We start from the raw sequence: 15,275 nt of genomic DNA on the forward strand, positions 1-15,275 counted from the left end.
GTTCGGGGCAGAATGGGCAGATCTATGCAGGAACTGGCGGGGCAGGGGCGGTTGATTTCGATCATCATGGCCAATCATCAGGGCGCGCGCTACCTGCGCGCAGCACTGGCGTCTGTGCGGGCGCAGACCTACGATGACTGGGAGCTGATCGTGGCGGATGATGGCTCCAGCGATGGGTCGGTTGAGATCCTGCAAGACGCCGCTGCGCAGGACGCCCGTGTGCGGGTGCTGCTGTGGGAAACGCCAAGCGGCCCGGCCGCAGCGCGCAACCGGGCGCTGGCTGTTGCGCGGGGGGCGTGGCTGGCGATTTGCGACTCCGACGATATCATGCACCCGGACCGGCTCCGCCGCCTTCTGTTGGCGGCTCAGGCGTTGGGCGCCGATGCGGTTGCCGATGATATGATCCATTTTGCAACCGAGCCGATGGCGGCGCCGCGCAGCGTGTTCGGACCGGAGCGATGGGAAATGCCGCGCCAGATCGGTCCTGCGGAGATGCTGCGGGTGCCGGAGCCGGGAGAGGCCGGCGCGCAGCTGGGCTATATCAAGCCCTTGATCCGACGTGAGGCACTAAGTGGGCTGCGCTACGACGAAACGCTGACGATTGGTGAGGATCAGGATCTCTATCTGCGGCTGTTGCTACAGGGTGGACGTCTGTGGTTGCTGCCAGAGGCGCTTTACCTATACCGGCGGCATCCGCAGTCCTTATCTTATCGCTCCAGTCGGGCACATGTCGTGGCGTCGCTTGCGGCGCTGGAGGGTTTGCATGATCGGCTAAATTTGGATCAACACACTGAAATACAGCATATTTTGAGCAATAGGCGGCGGGTATTGCAGCAGCGGTTGGCATTTGAAACGCTGGCAGAGGATTTGAAAAAACGGCGATTGATATCTGCTGCGGGGCAGCTGCTACGGGATCCCTATCTGGTCTTGCAATTGGCGCGGGTGGCCCTGGCCAAGGCACGTGGTCCCGAGCGCGGCCAAGAGGTTGAGCGGGCATCTGACGCGTCAGCGGAGGTGGTTCATCTGGTCGGGCCTGATGGGGCTGGCCCTGCGCTGACGGGTGACAGTGCTGGCACGCGGATCGCGGTCCCGGCGCCGGAGGCAGATGGTGGCCAAAGCGCGCTTTGGGCTGATCTGTGCCATCGCGCATCACGGGGGACGCTGACGCTGACCTATGGCGACGCTGCGGGAGTGTCGGCGGCTTGGCGGGTCCCGGCGGCGGTGCATATCCGGGCGCGCGGACCTGTGGTGTCAGATCTCCCGCCGCCCAAGGGCCAGCGCGATGGCTGACTCGCGGCCGCAGGTTTCAGTGATCATGGCCAGCCGCAATGCTGCGGCGTATCTGCCGTTGGCAATTCGGGCGGTATTGGCGCAGACGCTGACAGATCTGGAGCTGATTATTATCGATGACGCCTCGGAGGATGACAGTTGGGCGGTGATCCGCGCGGCGGTTGCCGCCGATCCGCGGATCCGGGCGCAGCGGCGGTCACACAGTGGCGGTCCGGCCATAGCCCGCAATGAGGCGCTGGCGCTGGCGCGGGGGGAATGGGTTGCCATTTGCGACAGCGACGACAGCCAGCACCCCCGACGGCTGGAAATGATGCTGAACGCGGCGGGGGATCTGGCGGCAGATGTGGTCGCCGACGATATGATCCTGTTTTCCGGGCAGCCTATGGCGCGGGGCGCGACCATATTGGGCCGACACGCCCCGAAAGTGGCCCGGATGCTGAATTTGAAAGATCTGGTTCTGAGTGGCGTAGATCCTGAAGGTATCAGTCATATTGGATATCTCAAGCCATTGATTAGAAAATGTTTTCTGAACGACCTGCGTTATGATCCAGGGCTGCGGATCGGAGAGGATCACGACCTGTACTTGCGGCTGGTGCTGGCGGGCGCGAAGATGTGGGTGCTGCCGATGGCAGCCTATCTCTATCGCCGTCATGTGGCCTCAACCTCCTATCGCAATGAGCCCCGGGATCTGACGGCTCAGATGGGTGTGCTGGATGATCTGGTGCAGCAACAGGCGCGCGCGGATCTGGCTGAACTGGCGCATGTCCGTCGGCGGGCGCTGCTGCGGCGGCACGCGCAGCTGGAGCTGGCACGGGATGTGCGGGCGGGTCACTTAGCGCGGGCGCTGCGGCGTGCGGTGATGCGCCCTGATCATCTGCCCTGGCTGGCATCGGTGTTGCGCAACCGGATGGAGCTGAAAGTGCAGGCCGCGGCCTCGCGCCTGTGGCGACGACCGCAGCGCTGGCGGCTTGGGGGCCGCAGCGGGGGTATCACCTTACCTATGGATGCAGACGGCGCGCTGGATCTTGGCGCCGCTGCGGCCCCGGTCTGGGCGCGGATGTGTTGTGAGGCCTCCCGCAGGGAGGTTGAGGCCGAGGCGGTTGACGCGCTGGGGCAATCGGCGCTCTGGATGGTGCCGACTGTCCGGACACTGGCAGCAGGGGCATCTGATGTTGCCAATGGGACGCGGGCACGGGGCTCTGCATGTGCTATGGCTGGATCGGCAGGCAGCGAGCGGGTAGCGGTGGAGAGCAGCGGAGATCAACAGCAGAACGCAGGGCGAGATGACACTGACGGTTGAGCCACTTCAGGAACCACAGCGGCAGCCAAGGCCGACGTCGGTGCTGCGGCGCGGGGCAGGGCGCTGGTGGTTGACGCGTGGCCATCTGCATATGGCCTATCTGATTTTGGCGGCGATGTCGGGCACCGGGGTGGTCTATCGGCTGGGATTTCAGTCACCGGGCTGGATGGCGCTCTACGCGTTGACGATCCTGTGGTATCTGCGCGACTGGCGGCAGAGTGCTGCGATCCTGTGGCAGGCCTGGCCGGTGCTGATGCCCTGTGTCATTGCGATGGCCTCCACCCTGTGGAGCGTCAACCCGCCAGTCACCGCCTATCGCAGCTTTCAGTTGGCGATGACGACATTGATCGCGGTGCGCATCGCCTCGGCTATTCCGGCGCATCATACGATGATCGTGGTCAGCCTGACCTCGGCGGCCGGCGTGGCGTTGTCTTATCTGAATTCCATAATGACATTTCTGTCGCCTGCGTTTCATCCCAATGGAGCGTTGAAGGGCATCTATATGCATAAGAATTCCCTCGCCAAGGCGACGGTGAATGCAGCGCATGGGCTGGTGACACTGGGATTCTACTGGCGGCTATCAATATTGGGCATGCTTGCGGCGGCGCTGATGATCCCGGTGCTGGGCATGGCTCAATCAGCGGGGGCCTATGTGACATTTGCCATTCTGGCGATTTATGTGCCGGTGCTGTGGATCCGCCGCTGGGGCGGGACAGCGCGACGGGTTGCGCTGCTATTTTCGCTGATGGTGCTGTTTCTGGTGCCGCTCGCGATTTATATCTCGGGCGTTGACGCGCTGGGGTTGCTGCTGGAGCGTTTGGGCAAGGACAGCACGTTGACCGGGCGTACGGTGATCTGGGCTTTTGGGCTGGAAGAGATCGCCAAAGCGCCGATTGGGGGCGTTGGGTTTGGGGCCTTCTGGTCGGTGCCGTCCTATGCGCGGCTGTATATTGAGGCCTATGTCGACGAGGGTCTTTATTGGTTCCACAACAGCTATATCGAGCTGATGGTGGGCAATGGCTTACTGGGGGCGGTAACCTTCTTCGGCCTGCTGATCGCCGTCGTGATCCGTTGTTTTCGCTGGTATTTGCAGGACGGTAGCGTGACCTCCGGGTATTACCTGTTCTACGTATTGATCAATCTGGTCGCGGCGCTGTCGGACAATGTGATTTATAACGAACACTCGATCCGGCATATGCTGATCGCCATGGCCTGGATTTATGCCGGGCGGGCACTGGGACGCTGGCGGGATGTGCCGCCTCGGATCTGATCGGGCCCGTATCCTAGTATAATACGCGTTAAGCGGCGGGCTCAGAGCCAAGCGGCAGGCCCATCGCGGCCTCAAGTGCTGGATCAAGTTGAGCGGTGATCCAGGCGCGGTCGTCCGGTGTGATCAGGCGGCCTGCCGTCTTCGGTTTCACATCGCGATTGGACCATGACCAGCCATAATGCCCCTGCGGGATCTCCAGTCGCGTATTGCGGGGCGCCGGGCTTTCTTTGGCGATACGGGCGATGATCTCTTCCGGGTTTTGACTGATGGCAGCATGGGTGGTGTAGATCACGCGTGCGCCGCGCTGCGGCAGGGACAGTAGCGCCTCGGCCTTGGCCTGTCGCAGGGCCAGCAGATTGGCAAAGGGCGCACCAGTGATCGGGTGCAGATCCTGATTGAGCGGCTGGCCTTTGCAGGGGCTTGTCTTTGGCAGATCGAACCATGCAGGCACGTCGATTTCGCTGCGCCATTCGGCGCGGATGAACGCGGAGAAGGAGAGATCGCGCAGCTCTGGCACGCTGTGCCAGGGCTTGCCGTACATGCTTTCGAGCCATTGGAACGGATCACGGAAGATCACCACATAGAGCACATCAGCAGGCAGCGCGATGAGGTTGGGGAACGCATGTTTCCACATCTCATAGCGCGGGCGCGCCGCGGCGAAGTTCTGCTGGATCAGCTGGTCAAGGAAATTGGTGCCGGAACAGCGCTCACCCAGAACCTGATAGTTCAGGACCGGTTGGCCGAGGCTGCGGCGGCTGGCCATGCGGGCCTTGCGGAGAAGGGAGGCAAGCTGCATCCGGCCATCACCCGTGGTAATAACGGTCGCGGGACCGTTTGGTCGCCCCGTAGAGCGGTTTTGCAGCGGCTTTCACCTTGGTCAGAACGATGCCGTCAGGGCTGCGCCCCCCCTGTTCCAGCTCTCGCAGCGCATCGGTAAAGACGGCCTGCCGGGTGGTGTTCCACTGCGCCAGAAGGATCAGCAGATCCGCGTGCTGGCCGATGATCCGCGCATCGGGGACCACGGAAATCGGTGGGGTGTCGAAGATGATGATATCCCAGTGGCTGCGGGCCACCGACAAAAGCGCGGTCAGGCCGCCTTGGCTTAATAGATCTGCCGCACTGCCGGAGACGCTGCCGGCAGGCAGGATATCGGCTTGCCCCAGTGCGCCGGGCAGCACCGCCTCTGCCAGATCGCAGCGCCCGGACAGCACGTCGAACAGCCCCGGTTTGCTGTTTCCATCCGCCAGCGGGTCCGAGAGATAATGTCGGCGCAGGTCGCCGTCGACCAGCAGCACGGATTTACCGATCTGCGCCATGTTATGGGCCATGGCCGCTGACAGGGTGGATTTGCCGTCGCCGCTCTCGGCGGAGGTGAAGACAACCACTTGCGGCGGTACATCACCCCGTGCCATCAGCAGCGTGGTGCGCAGATTGCGGATGGCCTCGCCATCGCGGGTCTGAGGGCCAAGCGCGCTGGCCTGTTCGGGGCGGATTTTCTGTGAAAACTGATCCAGAACGGCGATCACCGGCACCGATGTTAGCCCTGCGATCTGCGCCGCGGAATGCAGGCGCGCGCGGGAGAGTTGCAAGACCACCACCAGCACCGTACCGAGAAATCCGCCGAGAAAGACTGACAGAATCAAGATCTGGCCCTTGTTCGGCAGGGCAGGGCGATCGGGTGGGAACGCGCGCGAGATCACCCGGCTGTCGGCCCGCTGAAGGCCAATTTGCATCGAGGTTTCACGCAGCCGGTTCTGAAAATTCTCAAACAACAGACGGCTTGCTTCGGCGTCCCGTTCGGCCTGCACCACTTCGGTCAGCGCATCACTTTGGGTGGCGATTGTGATCTCCAGATCGGCCATGGAACGGCGGATCGCCTGTTCCTTCGCTTCGGCCTCGCGCAGGTCACGGGCGAGTTGTGCCAGAACGCTCCGCCAGCCATCCTGTGGATTATCTGCCCGCGCCAGAATGGCACCGTAGCCGTTGCGCCGGGCAGCCACACGCTGTTCCTCAACTGTCTGCAGGCTGGTGAGTTCGGTCTGTGCGGCCTGTTGCTCTGCGACCTCTGCGGCCCGTTCGGCCAGGGCGCTGCGTAGCGAAATCAGGCGGTTTTCCAGACCGATCAGCTGCGCCGGGCTGGTGACGTCGGCCTGCGCGCGAATATCGGCGACCCGGCGCTCGTTCACCTCCAGCTGGCTGCGCAGTTCCGTCACCCGCTCCGCCAGCCATCCGGTGGCCTGTTCGGTCACATTCAGTTTCACGGCCACCTGATTTTCGACATAGGTATCGGCAAAGGCATTGGCGATGTCCGCCGCCTTGAAAGGGTTCTCGCTCAGCACCCAGATTGAAAAGATATAGGTGTCCGGGATGTTGACGACCCGGGTGTTGGCCAGAAGTGTCTGGATGACTTTCTCGCGGACAAAGGCAGGGTCGGGGGTGAGTGATGTATCATAGACCTGCATCCCGAGGATGCCTTTGATCATGTCCTTCAGCGCTTGCACCGGATTGAAGCCGGGATCGCGCAGCATCATGTTGAATTCCGGGTCAGAGATCAGATTGAGCCGATCGACAACCTGACCGGCCAGCTCTCGCCCGCCAAGGATATGGACCTCTGTACGGATCACCTCATCCGTGGCGGAGAGGCTGCTGACCACACTTTCGATATCCACCACTTTTTCATCGCGGGGGTCGAGCACCAGCTGCACCTCGGCTCCGTAAAGCGGGGTTGCGACGATATAGGCCCGCCAGATGCCAACGATCAGACCGATCAGCACGCAGGCCGCGATCACCCAGCGCCCGCGCCAGATGATTGCAAAAATGGCGCCGAGATCGAGCACCTCCTGACCGTCATCAGCGGCAAAGGACGTCTTAGGCGTGGACACGTTGGTTGACCCCATCGTTGTTGGTTTGCCCACGGCCCGCCCTGCGCTGCGCGACGCCGCAGAGGTGGCAAGTAGGTGGCAGGTCCAAGTTCATTAGACTGCGCGCAAAAATCAATCTGTTGCAGCATAATCAGATCCGCTAGACAGGTCCATAACACGGAATGGAACAAACACCATGGGCAGCAGCGGGCAGAACGGCAAAGAGGGCGCCACGAGCGCCAGCCCTGTGTCTGCGCCCAAGGATCTGCGTATTCTGGTTGTGATCCCGACCTTGAATGAAGCGAAGGCCATTCTGCCCTGCCTTGAGAGCCTGCTGCGTGATCCATTGCTGCGCGATCCGGCACGTTCATCGCTGGTGGTGGCAGATGGTGGCAGCACGGATGAGACGGTTGCGATTGTCCAGCGCTTTGCCGAGACAGCGCCGTGCCCGATACATATGTTGCATAACCCGGAGCGGCTCCAGTCTGCGGCGGTCAACCGCGCTGTTGTCAATCACGGGGAGGGCTTTGACCTACTGCTGCGGTGTGATGCCCATGCGATTTATCCGGCAGATTACGCAACCGCTCTGCTCGCGGCATTTCGGCTGGCGGAGGATGCGGTGTCGGTTGTGGTGGCAATGGATTCTCAGGGGGCCAGCAGCTTTGGCAGGGCAGCGGCCTGGGTGGTGGATACGCCGTTTGGGTCCGGCGGGGCAGCCCATCGCGGGGGGCGGGCCTCAGGCTATGTCGACCATGGCCATCATGCGCTGATGGATCTGAACTGGTTTCGCAAGGTGGGGGGGTATGATGCTGCCTTTAGCCACAATGAGGATGCCGAGCTGGACTGGCGGTTGCGCGCTGCGGGCGGCCGGATCTGGCTGGCGGGCGATGTGCGGCTTGGCTATGTGATGCGTAGCACGCCCGCGGCACTGTGGCGTCAGTATCAGAACTACGGTGCCGGTCGCGCTGCGACACTGATCAAGCATCGGATGCGACCGCGGTTGCGGCAGATGGCGCCGGTGCTGAACCTCGTCCTCTGCGTTATTGCGCTGGCGATCGCCGCTGTCTGGCCAGTCGCGCTGCTCTGGCCGTTGGTTTATCTGGCTGCAGTATTGGCGGTGACGGTGGTGGCGTGTCTTCGATTGGGAGCCATTGGGGTTTGGTCCGGGGTGGCCCTAGTGGTGATGCATATGGCCTGGGCGATTGGGCTGCTGCGGAGGATGATCGGGTTTGGTCTTCGATCTGCCTCAGGGCAGACAAGCCGGACGCAGCGGGATGGAGGATGAGAGAATGATGGAGCGGATCTCAATCCTGCTGTGTACCTATCGGCGTCGCAGCGTTGTGGCGACGCTGGAGAGCCTGGCCGCGCTGCGCGCTCCGACGGGATACACGATTGATATTGTTGTTGCCGACAATGATGAGGCTCCCTCCTCGGAGCATTGGGTGCGGGGTACGACAGCCTCCTGGCCGGTCAGCTACATCCATGCGCCTGCGCGCAATATCTCGGTTGCGCGCAATGCGTGCCTGGCCTTGGCGCGCAAACGGCAGTCCGATTGGATCGCCTTTGTCGATGATGACGAGGTGGTGCCTGCCGATTGGATCGAACAGCTGATGCGCCGGGCGGTGGAGACCCGTGCAGATGTGATCTCAGGCCCGGCAATCGCGCGCTACCCTACGGATGCGCCGGGCTGGATGGTGGATCAGGACTGGCACAGCAATTGGCCAGAACTGCGCAGGCCCATGCAGACCGGAGCCGAGCAACCGCAGACGGCCCATAGCTGCAATGCGCTGATGCGATTTGCGGGCCAGCCCTGGGAGGGGGAGGTGTTCGATCTGGATCGCGGGACAAGCGGCGGCGAGGATACGGCCTATTTCTTTGCGCTGTCGCATATGGGCGCGCGGTTTGCGGTCTGTGCTGAGGCCCCGGTTTTTGAAGAGGTGGCCCCAGAACGGTTGCGTCTTGGGTGGCTGGCCAAACGGCGGTTCCGCATGGGGCAGAGCTATGCGTCTGGCGCGCCCGGATCACTGGCGCGGATACGACTGGCAGGTGCTGCGATGGCGAAGGTGGTCTATTGCGCCGGTGCTGCGCTGCCAGCATTACCATCCGAAGCACGCCGCAATTTCTGGCTGTTGCGCGGAGTGCTGCATCTGGGGGTGCTTGCGGGATGCTGTGCCCTGCCGCAACCCAGAATCTATGGCGGCCGCGCGGATCACGAAGCTGGGTCCGAGCGGGTGCAGGGCTGAGCCATGGCGCGGCTGGTCTGCTTTGCCTCTGATCTGACCGATGTGGCCCAGCTGCGGCGGCTGGCGTCATTTCAGGCGCTGGGGCATGAGGTGATCTCGGTCGCGTCGCGCAAGGGGCCGCTGCCGATGGTGAATTGGCAGAATATTGATCTGGGCGAAATCGGCCAACACGGGCTGTTGCGACGCGGGCGGCTGGCGCTGGCCACGGCATTGCGTGATCCACGGCTGGCGCCGCTGGTGCAGCAGGCCGATCTGCTGGTGGCGCGCAATGTCGATATGCTGGCGCTGGCGGCCGCTCTGCGGCTGCGCTGCGGTGCTACCGCGCCAATCGCCTATGAGGTGCTGGATATCCATTCGCTGTTTGAGGGCGCAAGCCTCAAATCCAGAATGGCGCGCTGGGGTGAGAGGCGCCTGATGGCGGGGGCGGAGGTTCTGTGGCTGTCGTCGCCCGGATTCTACACCGGGTATTTTGCGCCGGTTCAGGGCTATTCGGGCCCTTGGCACCTGGTTGAAAACAAGATGGTCGTGCCTGAGGACATGACGCGCCCTGTGCCGACCGACCGGGTGTCCGGGGGGGATGCGCTGCGGTTGGGCTGGATTGGGGCCATCCGCTGTCGCCCGAGTTTTGAGCTGCTGCTGTGTGTGGCAGAACAGATGGGTCAAGCTGTTGAAGTGCATATTCATGGTAAGATCCACGACCATGTGCTTCCGGATTTTCACGCCCGGATCGCTGGCCTTGGAAATGTGATTTTCCACGGGGCCTATGCCTATCCCCATGGTCTTGCCGCCTGCTACGACAATTGCGATGTCGTCTGGGCGCAGGATCTCTGGCAGATGGGCGATCCCCTGCAGAGTGGCAATTCGGATTTGCTGCTGCCCAATCGGATCTATGAGGCGGGCTGGCATGGCTGTCCGGTGATCGCGGTGTCGGGGACTGAGACCGGTCACAAGATCAAGGCGACCGGGCAGGGTTGGACCTTGGGGAGCGCAGACGCAGAGGCGCTGATCCGATGTCTACAGGATCTGACGCCATCGGAGATTGCCGCCGCTCGCCAGCGGATTGCCGAGCTGCCGGAGACGGTGTTCCGTCAAACCCCGGCAGATGTGGTGGCGCTTCTGGCCTCGGCGGGGGTGGAGCCGTGCAGCTCCGATGCGGGTGCCCCGCGGTCGAAAAGAGGCGCATAAAGCGACATGAATCGCTCCCCTCCCCGCCGCAGGGACAGGGTGTCTAACACGTAGTCGCGGGGACGATAGTTTGGCAGTGCAGTCCAGAACCGATCAAACTGCTCTTCAATATTCTCTATCTGGAACCGCAGCCCACAGCGTTCATCAAAATAGGGGACGGCGCTGGGACGGACATTCCCTTGTGCGAGAGCGCGCTGAGAGGGATCGACCAGCTCTCCCTGATCCCAGGCAAAAACGGGCAGATTGGCCGACATGGCCTCCTGATAGGCAAGACCCTGCGTCTCGTGTTCGGTGCAAAACAACAACGCACGGCTGCGGCTGACCAGATCGCGGTATTGCGCGGGTGTGTGGTGCCCATAGTCCAGCTCCTGCCAGCTGAGACCACGGGCGCTCAGAATATCGCGCAGCGGTTGGATCAGGTCAGTTTCACGAGCCGTTTTCCGGTGCCAGCGCACCTTGTTGTAAAACAGCACATCAATGGATTTTGTCGTGCCGGACATATCGGGCCAGGCATCCGTGTCGATACCAACGAACATCGGCGCAAACTGGGCGCGGGTCTCAATCGGATTGAGCTGGATGGGCCAGGTCGACGGGTAGGTCACCACCTTTAGGTCCAGCTGGCTGCGAATCGCAGCAAGCTCTGTTGGATCGGGAACCCGGCCGGGGCCGTAAATAGCGGGGTTCTGCAGTCCAAATCGTGCAAGTGGTGGGAGATAGCCACTCAGCCCTATAGGGTGATCCGGGTGCCTGCGCGCAAAGCCAAAGTCATTTATCACCACGTCGTGGTCCAGAATTTGCAGACTTTTGGCGAGGTTTTTGAAGGCAACATAGAACCCGGTGCGGGGCTGCGCCCCCTTCATCAGCCGATAGCCATAGCGCAGGCGCTCGCGCAGCTGTGACAGGTTTTGCCCACCCGGAAAGTCATAGGCCCTGAGGTCGTAGCCATCAAAAAACAAAGGGATTTTCACGATGAAGGGATCTTCACGATGGAGGGTCCTGCGTTTTGATCGGGAATAGAGCGCGATCAATCTAACAGCGGTGGCGGGTGACGTCGACGGTTTATGCATGCTGGGGGCGACGGCTTCCTAGGATCGTTAAAATGCGTTGCGTATTTTGCATGACATTCTTCTTGCGGCTGGAAGCTTTGTTAACGGCTAGGCGACAGGCTGCTGCGATGTATTTGAAGGTGGAGTAAACGATGTTGCTAAGAAAACTAACGACTGCGGCGGTTCTGGCTCTGGCGGTGCCATCGCTTGGACTGGCTGAGCAGGGGGTCTCTTCGACTGAGGTGCGCTTTGCGCAGGTTGCTGCGCTTGACGGGCCGGCCGCGGCGCTGGGTCAGGGCATGCAGCTGGGACTGGAGGCGGCTTTCGCTGAAGCGAATGCTGCTGGCGGTGTTCACGGGCGCAACATCGTTTTGGATAGCATGGACGACAGCTATGAACCGGATAAGTCTGTGGCGCTGGTCAAACAGGTGATTGCGGATAATCAGCACATCGGCCTGATTGGGGCCGTGGGTACGCCGACCGCTTCGGCGACGCAGCCGATTGCGACCGAGGCTGGGCTGCCCTTCATCGGGCCCTTCACCGGGGCGGGTTTCCTGCGCGATGCCAGCCATGGGAATATCCTCAATGTGCGGGCCACATATGCCGCGGAAACTGAGGCCTGGATTGCCCATCTGGTTGATGAGCAGAACATGAAATCGATCGCGCTTCTGTATCAGGATGACGGGTTTGGCCGTGTTGGTCTGGCCGGTGTGACCGCCGCCCTGGAAAAGCGCGGCATGACGCTGGTGGCCGAAGGGACCTATACGCGCAATACCACTGCCGTGAAAAAGGCGCTGCTGACCATTCGCAAGGCAAAACCTGATGCGGTGGTGATGGTCGGAGCCTATAAGCCGGTTGCTGAGTTCATCAAGCTGTCACGTAAGCTGAAGTTCAACCCGACCTTTGTAAACATTTCTTTCGTCGGCTCCGATGCCTTGGCAAAGGAATTGGGCGACGCAGGCGAGGGTGTCATCATCAGCCAGGTTGTGCCGTTCCCATGGGATCAGTCGCTGCCTGTTGTGGCGCAATATCAGGCAGCACTGAAAGCCGTCGATGCTGACGCCGAGCCGGGTTTTGTGACGCTGGAGGGGTATCTGACCGGACGTCTGGCGATCCGTGCCTTGGAAGACGCCGGCGCGGATCTGACCCGTGACAGCTATCTCGCGGCCATGGCGGGACTGCGCGACGTGGACTTTGGCGGTGTTACCATGCGCTTTGGCCCGGATGACAATCAGGGCATGGACGATGTGTTCCTGACCCATATCACCAAAGAGGGTGGGTTTCAGCCCGTCGTCGCGGGTGGTGAATCTTAACGCAGCAATTGGTCGAGGCACATTCGGTGCCTCGACGACCCTGCGTCTGTCCGGTTTTTCGGGCAGAGCCTAGTAGTTTTAATGACTTACGGGACTAATTATGACCACGCAGACACGTAAACGCGCGACACGGCGGTGGAACCCGTTGTCTAGTATTCGCGCCAAGATGTTTCTCATCCTGCTGGCGATGGCGGGTACTTCGGCGGCGATTGGATACGCTGTGACACAGGCGTTTGAGCAGGTGTCTGCGGATGTGCATGTACTGACCGAGGACAAGCTTCCAGAACTGGAACTCAGCGGTCAGATGACTGCTGCGGCGGCCCGGACGAAAGACGCGATGGTTGCGGTTATGCTGGCGGAGACACCGGGCTCGCTCGACTTCGCAAAAAGCGATGTGACCGCAGCGGTCCGGGCGTTGGACGGCGCGGTAGAGCAGCTGCCGCAGGTGCTGCGTGATGAATTCAAACCCGATGTCGTTATGGTTGAAGAGGCGCTGGAAGCCTCGATCGCGGCGCGCACCGTCGCGTTTAAGAATGCCGCTGCGGTGATCGCCATGATGGAACAGCTTCAAGGCCTTAGCAGTGCCATGCAGGTCACCCTCGCCGAGATGGCGGATAACGCCTATTCGAACCTTTCCAAAGGCGGCGAACAGACGATGTCTGCGGTTGACGCAACATTGGTTGATCTGGTCGAAGTCAAATTCGCCACATTGCAATCCTTGCTGCAGGCGCGGGCGGAGATCAACCTGATCTCTGGTATCGCCTTGGCGATTGGCGAAACCGAGGACCGCGCGATGCAGTCGATCCTGATGGATCTGGCAAAGGCGTCGGATGGTCGCCTGAACGATGTCATCGATATTCTGGAGGTTGAGGCACCCGGTGTGGTGCCGATCTTTGCCATTCGGGACGCCGCCGCTGTATTGCAAAAGGCGGTGTCGCGCGGGCGGCTTCAGTCCAATGCGCTGCGCCAGGAGGTACTGAGTGCACGCCTGTCCAGCGATACGGAACTGTCGACGGCGGTCGATGATATGGTGTTTGAGGTGACACTGGCGGCTGAAGATGCCAGCGACGACAGCAAGAAAGCCATTCAGGGGCTGCTGACCAACGAAGTTGGCTTCCTCAATACCCTGCTGGAGATCAACACCTGGATCAGTAATTTTCAGGTTGCCGCACTGGATGTGGTAACTGCGCAGAGCATTGCGCAGACCCGTGCTGCGGCGGAACCAATGGAGCAAGCGGCAGCGGCCCTGGCCGAGTATAAGACGTTTGACGATGGGCGGCTTGCGACCCAGCTCGATGAAATCATCACTATGGCAGAGCCGGATCAGGGGTTGGCGATTTTCCGCATTGCGTCGCTCACGGCGGATGCGGATGCCACCAAGGAGGCCAATGCAACGGCAAATGCAGTCTTGCAGATTGCCAGCCGGGCGTCCCTTCTGGGGTCAGGCAGCCGGGGCGAAATCGCCTATATGGCCGCGGATATTGCGGTGACGGTCGATGAGGCCTATGCCAATATCGAACGGTTGCTGATGATGGCCGCCGGGTTGTTGGTGATGGCATTGCTGCTGACCCATTGGCTGGTTCAACGCCCGCTGAATGCGATCAGCCGCACCACCGAACGGCTTGCCGATGGTGATCTGAGCCCGATCAACGGGTTTGATCGGACCAGCGACGAAATCTACCGGATTGCACAGGCTCTGACGGTGTTTCGCGATGGTCTTGTCGAAAAAGAGGCGCTGTCTAAAGCCACAGAAGAGGAGCGGGCCGCTCATCAGGCCCAGCAGACCGCTGCAGTCACGGCTATTGGCAATGGTCTGGCACGGCTGGCCCAGGGCGATCTCTCGGCCCGGATCACCGAAGAGCTGACGGAAGGCTATGCGCAGCTGCAGGCCGATTTCAATCTGACGGTCGAAACACTGAGCAGAACGGTGGTGGATATGGTGGATGTGGCCTCGTCCATACGCAACGGTGCGGATGAGATCAGCCAAGCTTCTGATGATTTGTCGCGACGCACGGAAAGCCAGGCTGCGACGCTGGAAGAAACCGCCGCCGCATTGGATGAGCTGACTGCCAGCGTGAAATCCGCCGCCGATGGTGCGCGGGCCGTTGAGGCGACCACCCAAGATGCAAAGAGCGAAGCCGTAAAGAACGGCAGCGTCGTCAACAGCGCGGTCTCTGCCATGACTGATATTGAGGAAAGCTCCAAACATATCGCGCAGATCATTGGCGTGATTGATGATATCGCGTTCCAGACCAATCTTCTGGCGCTGAACGCGGGGGTTGAAGCGGCACGTGCTGGCGATGCCGGTCGCGGCTTTGCTGTTGTGGCTTCCGAAGTGCGGGGGCTGTCGCAACGCACCTCCGAGGCGGCGATGGAGATCAAGACGCTGATCAGCGAAAGCTCGAAAAAGGTCGATTATGGTGTCGAACTGGTGGGCAAGGCTGGCACCGCCCTAAGTGATATCGTGGCCCAGGTCGGGCAGATTTCGCAGCAGGTCTCCGAGATTGCCGATGGTGCTGCCTCGCAGTCTACTGGTCTGCATGAGATCAATATTGGCATGTCGCAGCTGGATCAGGTGACTCAGCAGAACGCGGCGATGGTGGAGGAATCCACTGCGGCCAGCCATATGCTGCGCGGTGATGCGACCAAGCTGGCGGAGCTGGTATCAAACTTCACCGTGGCGGAGGACAATGCACCGGCTGCTGCTGTGGAGACCCAGCCGGATGGATGGGATGAGGATCCTGACGACTGGCAGATGACCGGATGA

General features: G+C 61.3%; 11 protein-coding genes. 8 read left to right on the forward strand and 3 right to left on the reverse strand.

The annotated features are described in order from the left end of the window. Nucleotides 1–24 precede the first annotated feature (24 nt). From J4721_RS01205 to J4721_RS01215, 3 genes are read left to right on the forward strand one after another with little or no spacing between them, the layout of a single operon-like run. On the forward strand, nt 25–1,290 hold the full coding sequence (locus tag J4721_RS01205; protein WP_247655749.1) for a glycosyltransferase family 2 protein: 1,266 nt from the start codon (nt 25–27) through the stop codon (nt 1,288–1,290). Next, complete coding sequence (locus tag J4721_RS01210; RefSeq protein WP_211001921.1) at nt 1,283–2,590, forward strand: glycosyltransferase family 2 protein; 1,308 nt, start codon at nt 1,283–1,285, stop codon at nt 2,588–2,590. Before J4721_RS01205 ends, J4721_RS01210 begins: the two co-directional genes overlap by 8 nt. Next, nucleotides 2,574–3,860: an O-antigen ligase gene (locus tag J4721_RS01215; protein WP_211001922.1), complete on the forward strand. Its 1,287-nt coding sequence runs from the start codon at nt 2,574–2,576 to the stop codon at nt 3,858–3,860. The genes J4721_RS01210 and J4721_RS01215 overlap by 17 nt, the downstream gene beginning before the upstream one ends. Nucleotides 3,861–3,888: 28 nt before the next feature. Here J4721_RS01215 and J4721_RS01220 read toward each other — a convergent pair whose 3' ends face one another. Both J4721_RS01220 and J4721_RS01225 read right to left on the reverse strand, forming a co-directional pair. Next, nucleotides 3,889–4,656 carry a hypothetical protein gene (locus J4721_RS01220; protein WP_211001923.1) on the reverse strand — a complete coding sequence of 256 codons (768 nt, stop codon included), beginning with the start codon at nt 4,654–4,656 and terminating at the stop codon, nt 3,889–3,891. 7 nt (nt 4,657–4,663) lie between these two features. Beyond that, nucleotides 4,664–6,742, reverse strand: coding sequence for a GumC family protein (locus J4721_RS01225; protein WP_371816051.1), 2,079 nt, complete (start codon nt 6,740–6,742; stop codon nt 4,664–4,666). A gap of 175 nt (nt 6,743–6,917) precedes the next feature. On the opposite strand from J4721_RS01225, the gene J4721_RS01230 reads away from it, so the two are divergent. The 3 genes from J4721_RS01230 to J4721_RS01240 are packed head-to-tail and all read left to right on the forward strand — an operon-like array spanning nt 6,918 to nt 10,149. Next, the gene (locus J4721_RS01230) at nt 6,918–8,006 is read left to right on the forward strand and encodes a glycosyltransferase family 2 protein (RefSeq protein ID WP_211001925.1); all 1,089 of its coding nucleotides are present in this window, start codon (nt 6,918–6,920) and stop codon (nt 8,004–8,006) included. Next, nucleotides 7,996–8,964: a glycosyltransferase family 2 protein gene (locus tag J4721_RS01235; protein WP_247655750.1), complete on the forward strand. Its 969-nt coding sequence runs from the start codon at nt 7,996–7,998 to the stop codon at nt 8,962–8,964. Before J4721_RS01230 ends, J4721_RS01235 begins: the two co-directional genes overlap by 11 nt. 3 nt (nt 8,965–8,967) lie before the next feature. Further along, complete coding sequence (locus J4721_RS01240) at nt 8,968–10,149, forward strand: glycosyltransferase family 1 protein (protein ID WP_211001926.1); 1,182 nt, start codon at nt 8,968–8,970, stop codon at nt 10,147–10,149. Here J4721_RS01240 and J4721_RS01245 read toward each other — a convergent pair. Then, nucleotides 10,053–11,117 (reverse strand): glycosyltransferase, encoded by a 1,065-nt coding sequence (locus J4721_RS01245; protein WP_371816052.1) that lies wholly within the window; start codon nt 11,115–11,117, stop codon nt 10,053–10,055. The two genes, J4721_RS01240 and J4721_RS01245, sit on opposite strands and share 97 nt — an antisense overlap. A 230-nt stretch (nt 11,118–11,347) precedes the next feature. Here J4721_RS01245 and J4721_RS01250 point away from each other — a divergent pair, with 230 nt between their 5' ends. Together J4721_RS01250 and J4721_RS01255 are read left to right on the forward strand one after the other, a co-directional pair. Then, nucleotides 11,348–12,508, forward strand: coding sequence for an ABC transporter substrate-binding protein (locus J4721_RS01250; protein ID WP_014881645.1), 1,161 nt, complete (start codon nt 11,348–11,350; stop codon nt 12,506–12,508). Nucleotides 12,509–12,608: 100 nt separating this feature from the next. After that, a complete protein-coding gene (locus tag J4721_RS01255; protein WP_211001928.1) occupies nt 12,609–15,275 on the forward strand; it encodes a methyl-accepting chemotaxis protein in 2,667 nt (888 codons plus the stop codon).

The sequence above is a fragment of the Phaeobacter sp. HS011 genome, assembly GCF_018101215.1.
Classification (GTDB): Bacteria; Pseudomonadota; Alphaproteobacteria; order Rhodobacterales; family Rhodobacteraceae; genus Phaeobacter; species Phaeobacter inhibens.

Bases quoted from the DNA above. Each gene is read 5' to 3' on its own strand.
- J4721_RS01205 (WP_247655749.1), top strand. From the start codon at position 25: ATGCAGGAACTGGCGGGGCAGGGGCGGTTGATTTCGATCATCATGGCC.
- J4721_RS01210 (WP_211001921.1), top strand. From the start codon at position 1,283: ATGGCTGACTCGCGGCCGCAGGTTTCAGTGATCATGGCCAGCCGCAAT.
- J4721_RS01215 (WP_211001922.1), top strand. From the start codon at position 2,574: ATGACACTGACGGTTGAGCCACTTCAGGAACCACAGCGGCAGCCAAGG.
- J4721_RS01220 (WP_211001923.1), bottom strand. From the start codon at position 4,656: ATGCAGCTTGCCTCCCTTCTCCGCAAGGCCCGCATGGCCAGCCGCCGC.
- J4721_RS01230 (WP_211001925.1), top strand. From the start codon at position 6,918: ATGGGCAGCAGCGGGCAGAACGGCAAAGAGGGCGCCACGAGCGCCAGC.
- J4721_RS01235 (WP_247655750.1), top strand. From the start codon at position 7,996: ATGGAGGATGAGAGAATGATGGAGCGGATCTCAATCCTGCTGTGTACC.
- J4721_RS01240 (WP_211001926.1), top strand. From the start codon at position 8,968: ATGGCGCGGCTGGTCTGCTTTGCCTCTGATCTGACCGATGTGGCCCAG.
- J4721_RS01250 (WP_014881645.1), top strand. From the start codon at position 11,348: ATGTTGCTAAGAAAACTAACGACTGCGGCGGTTCTGGCTCTGGCGGTG.
- J4721_RS01255 (WP_211001928.1), top strand. From the start codon at position 12,609: ATGACCACGCAGACACGTAAACGCGCGACACGGCGGTGGAACCCGTTG.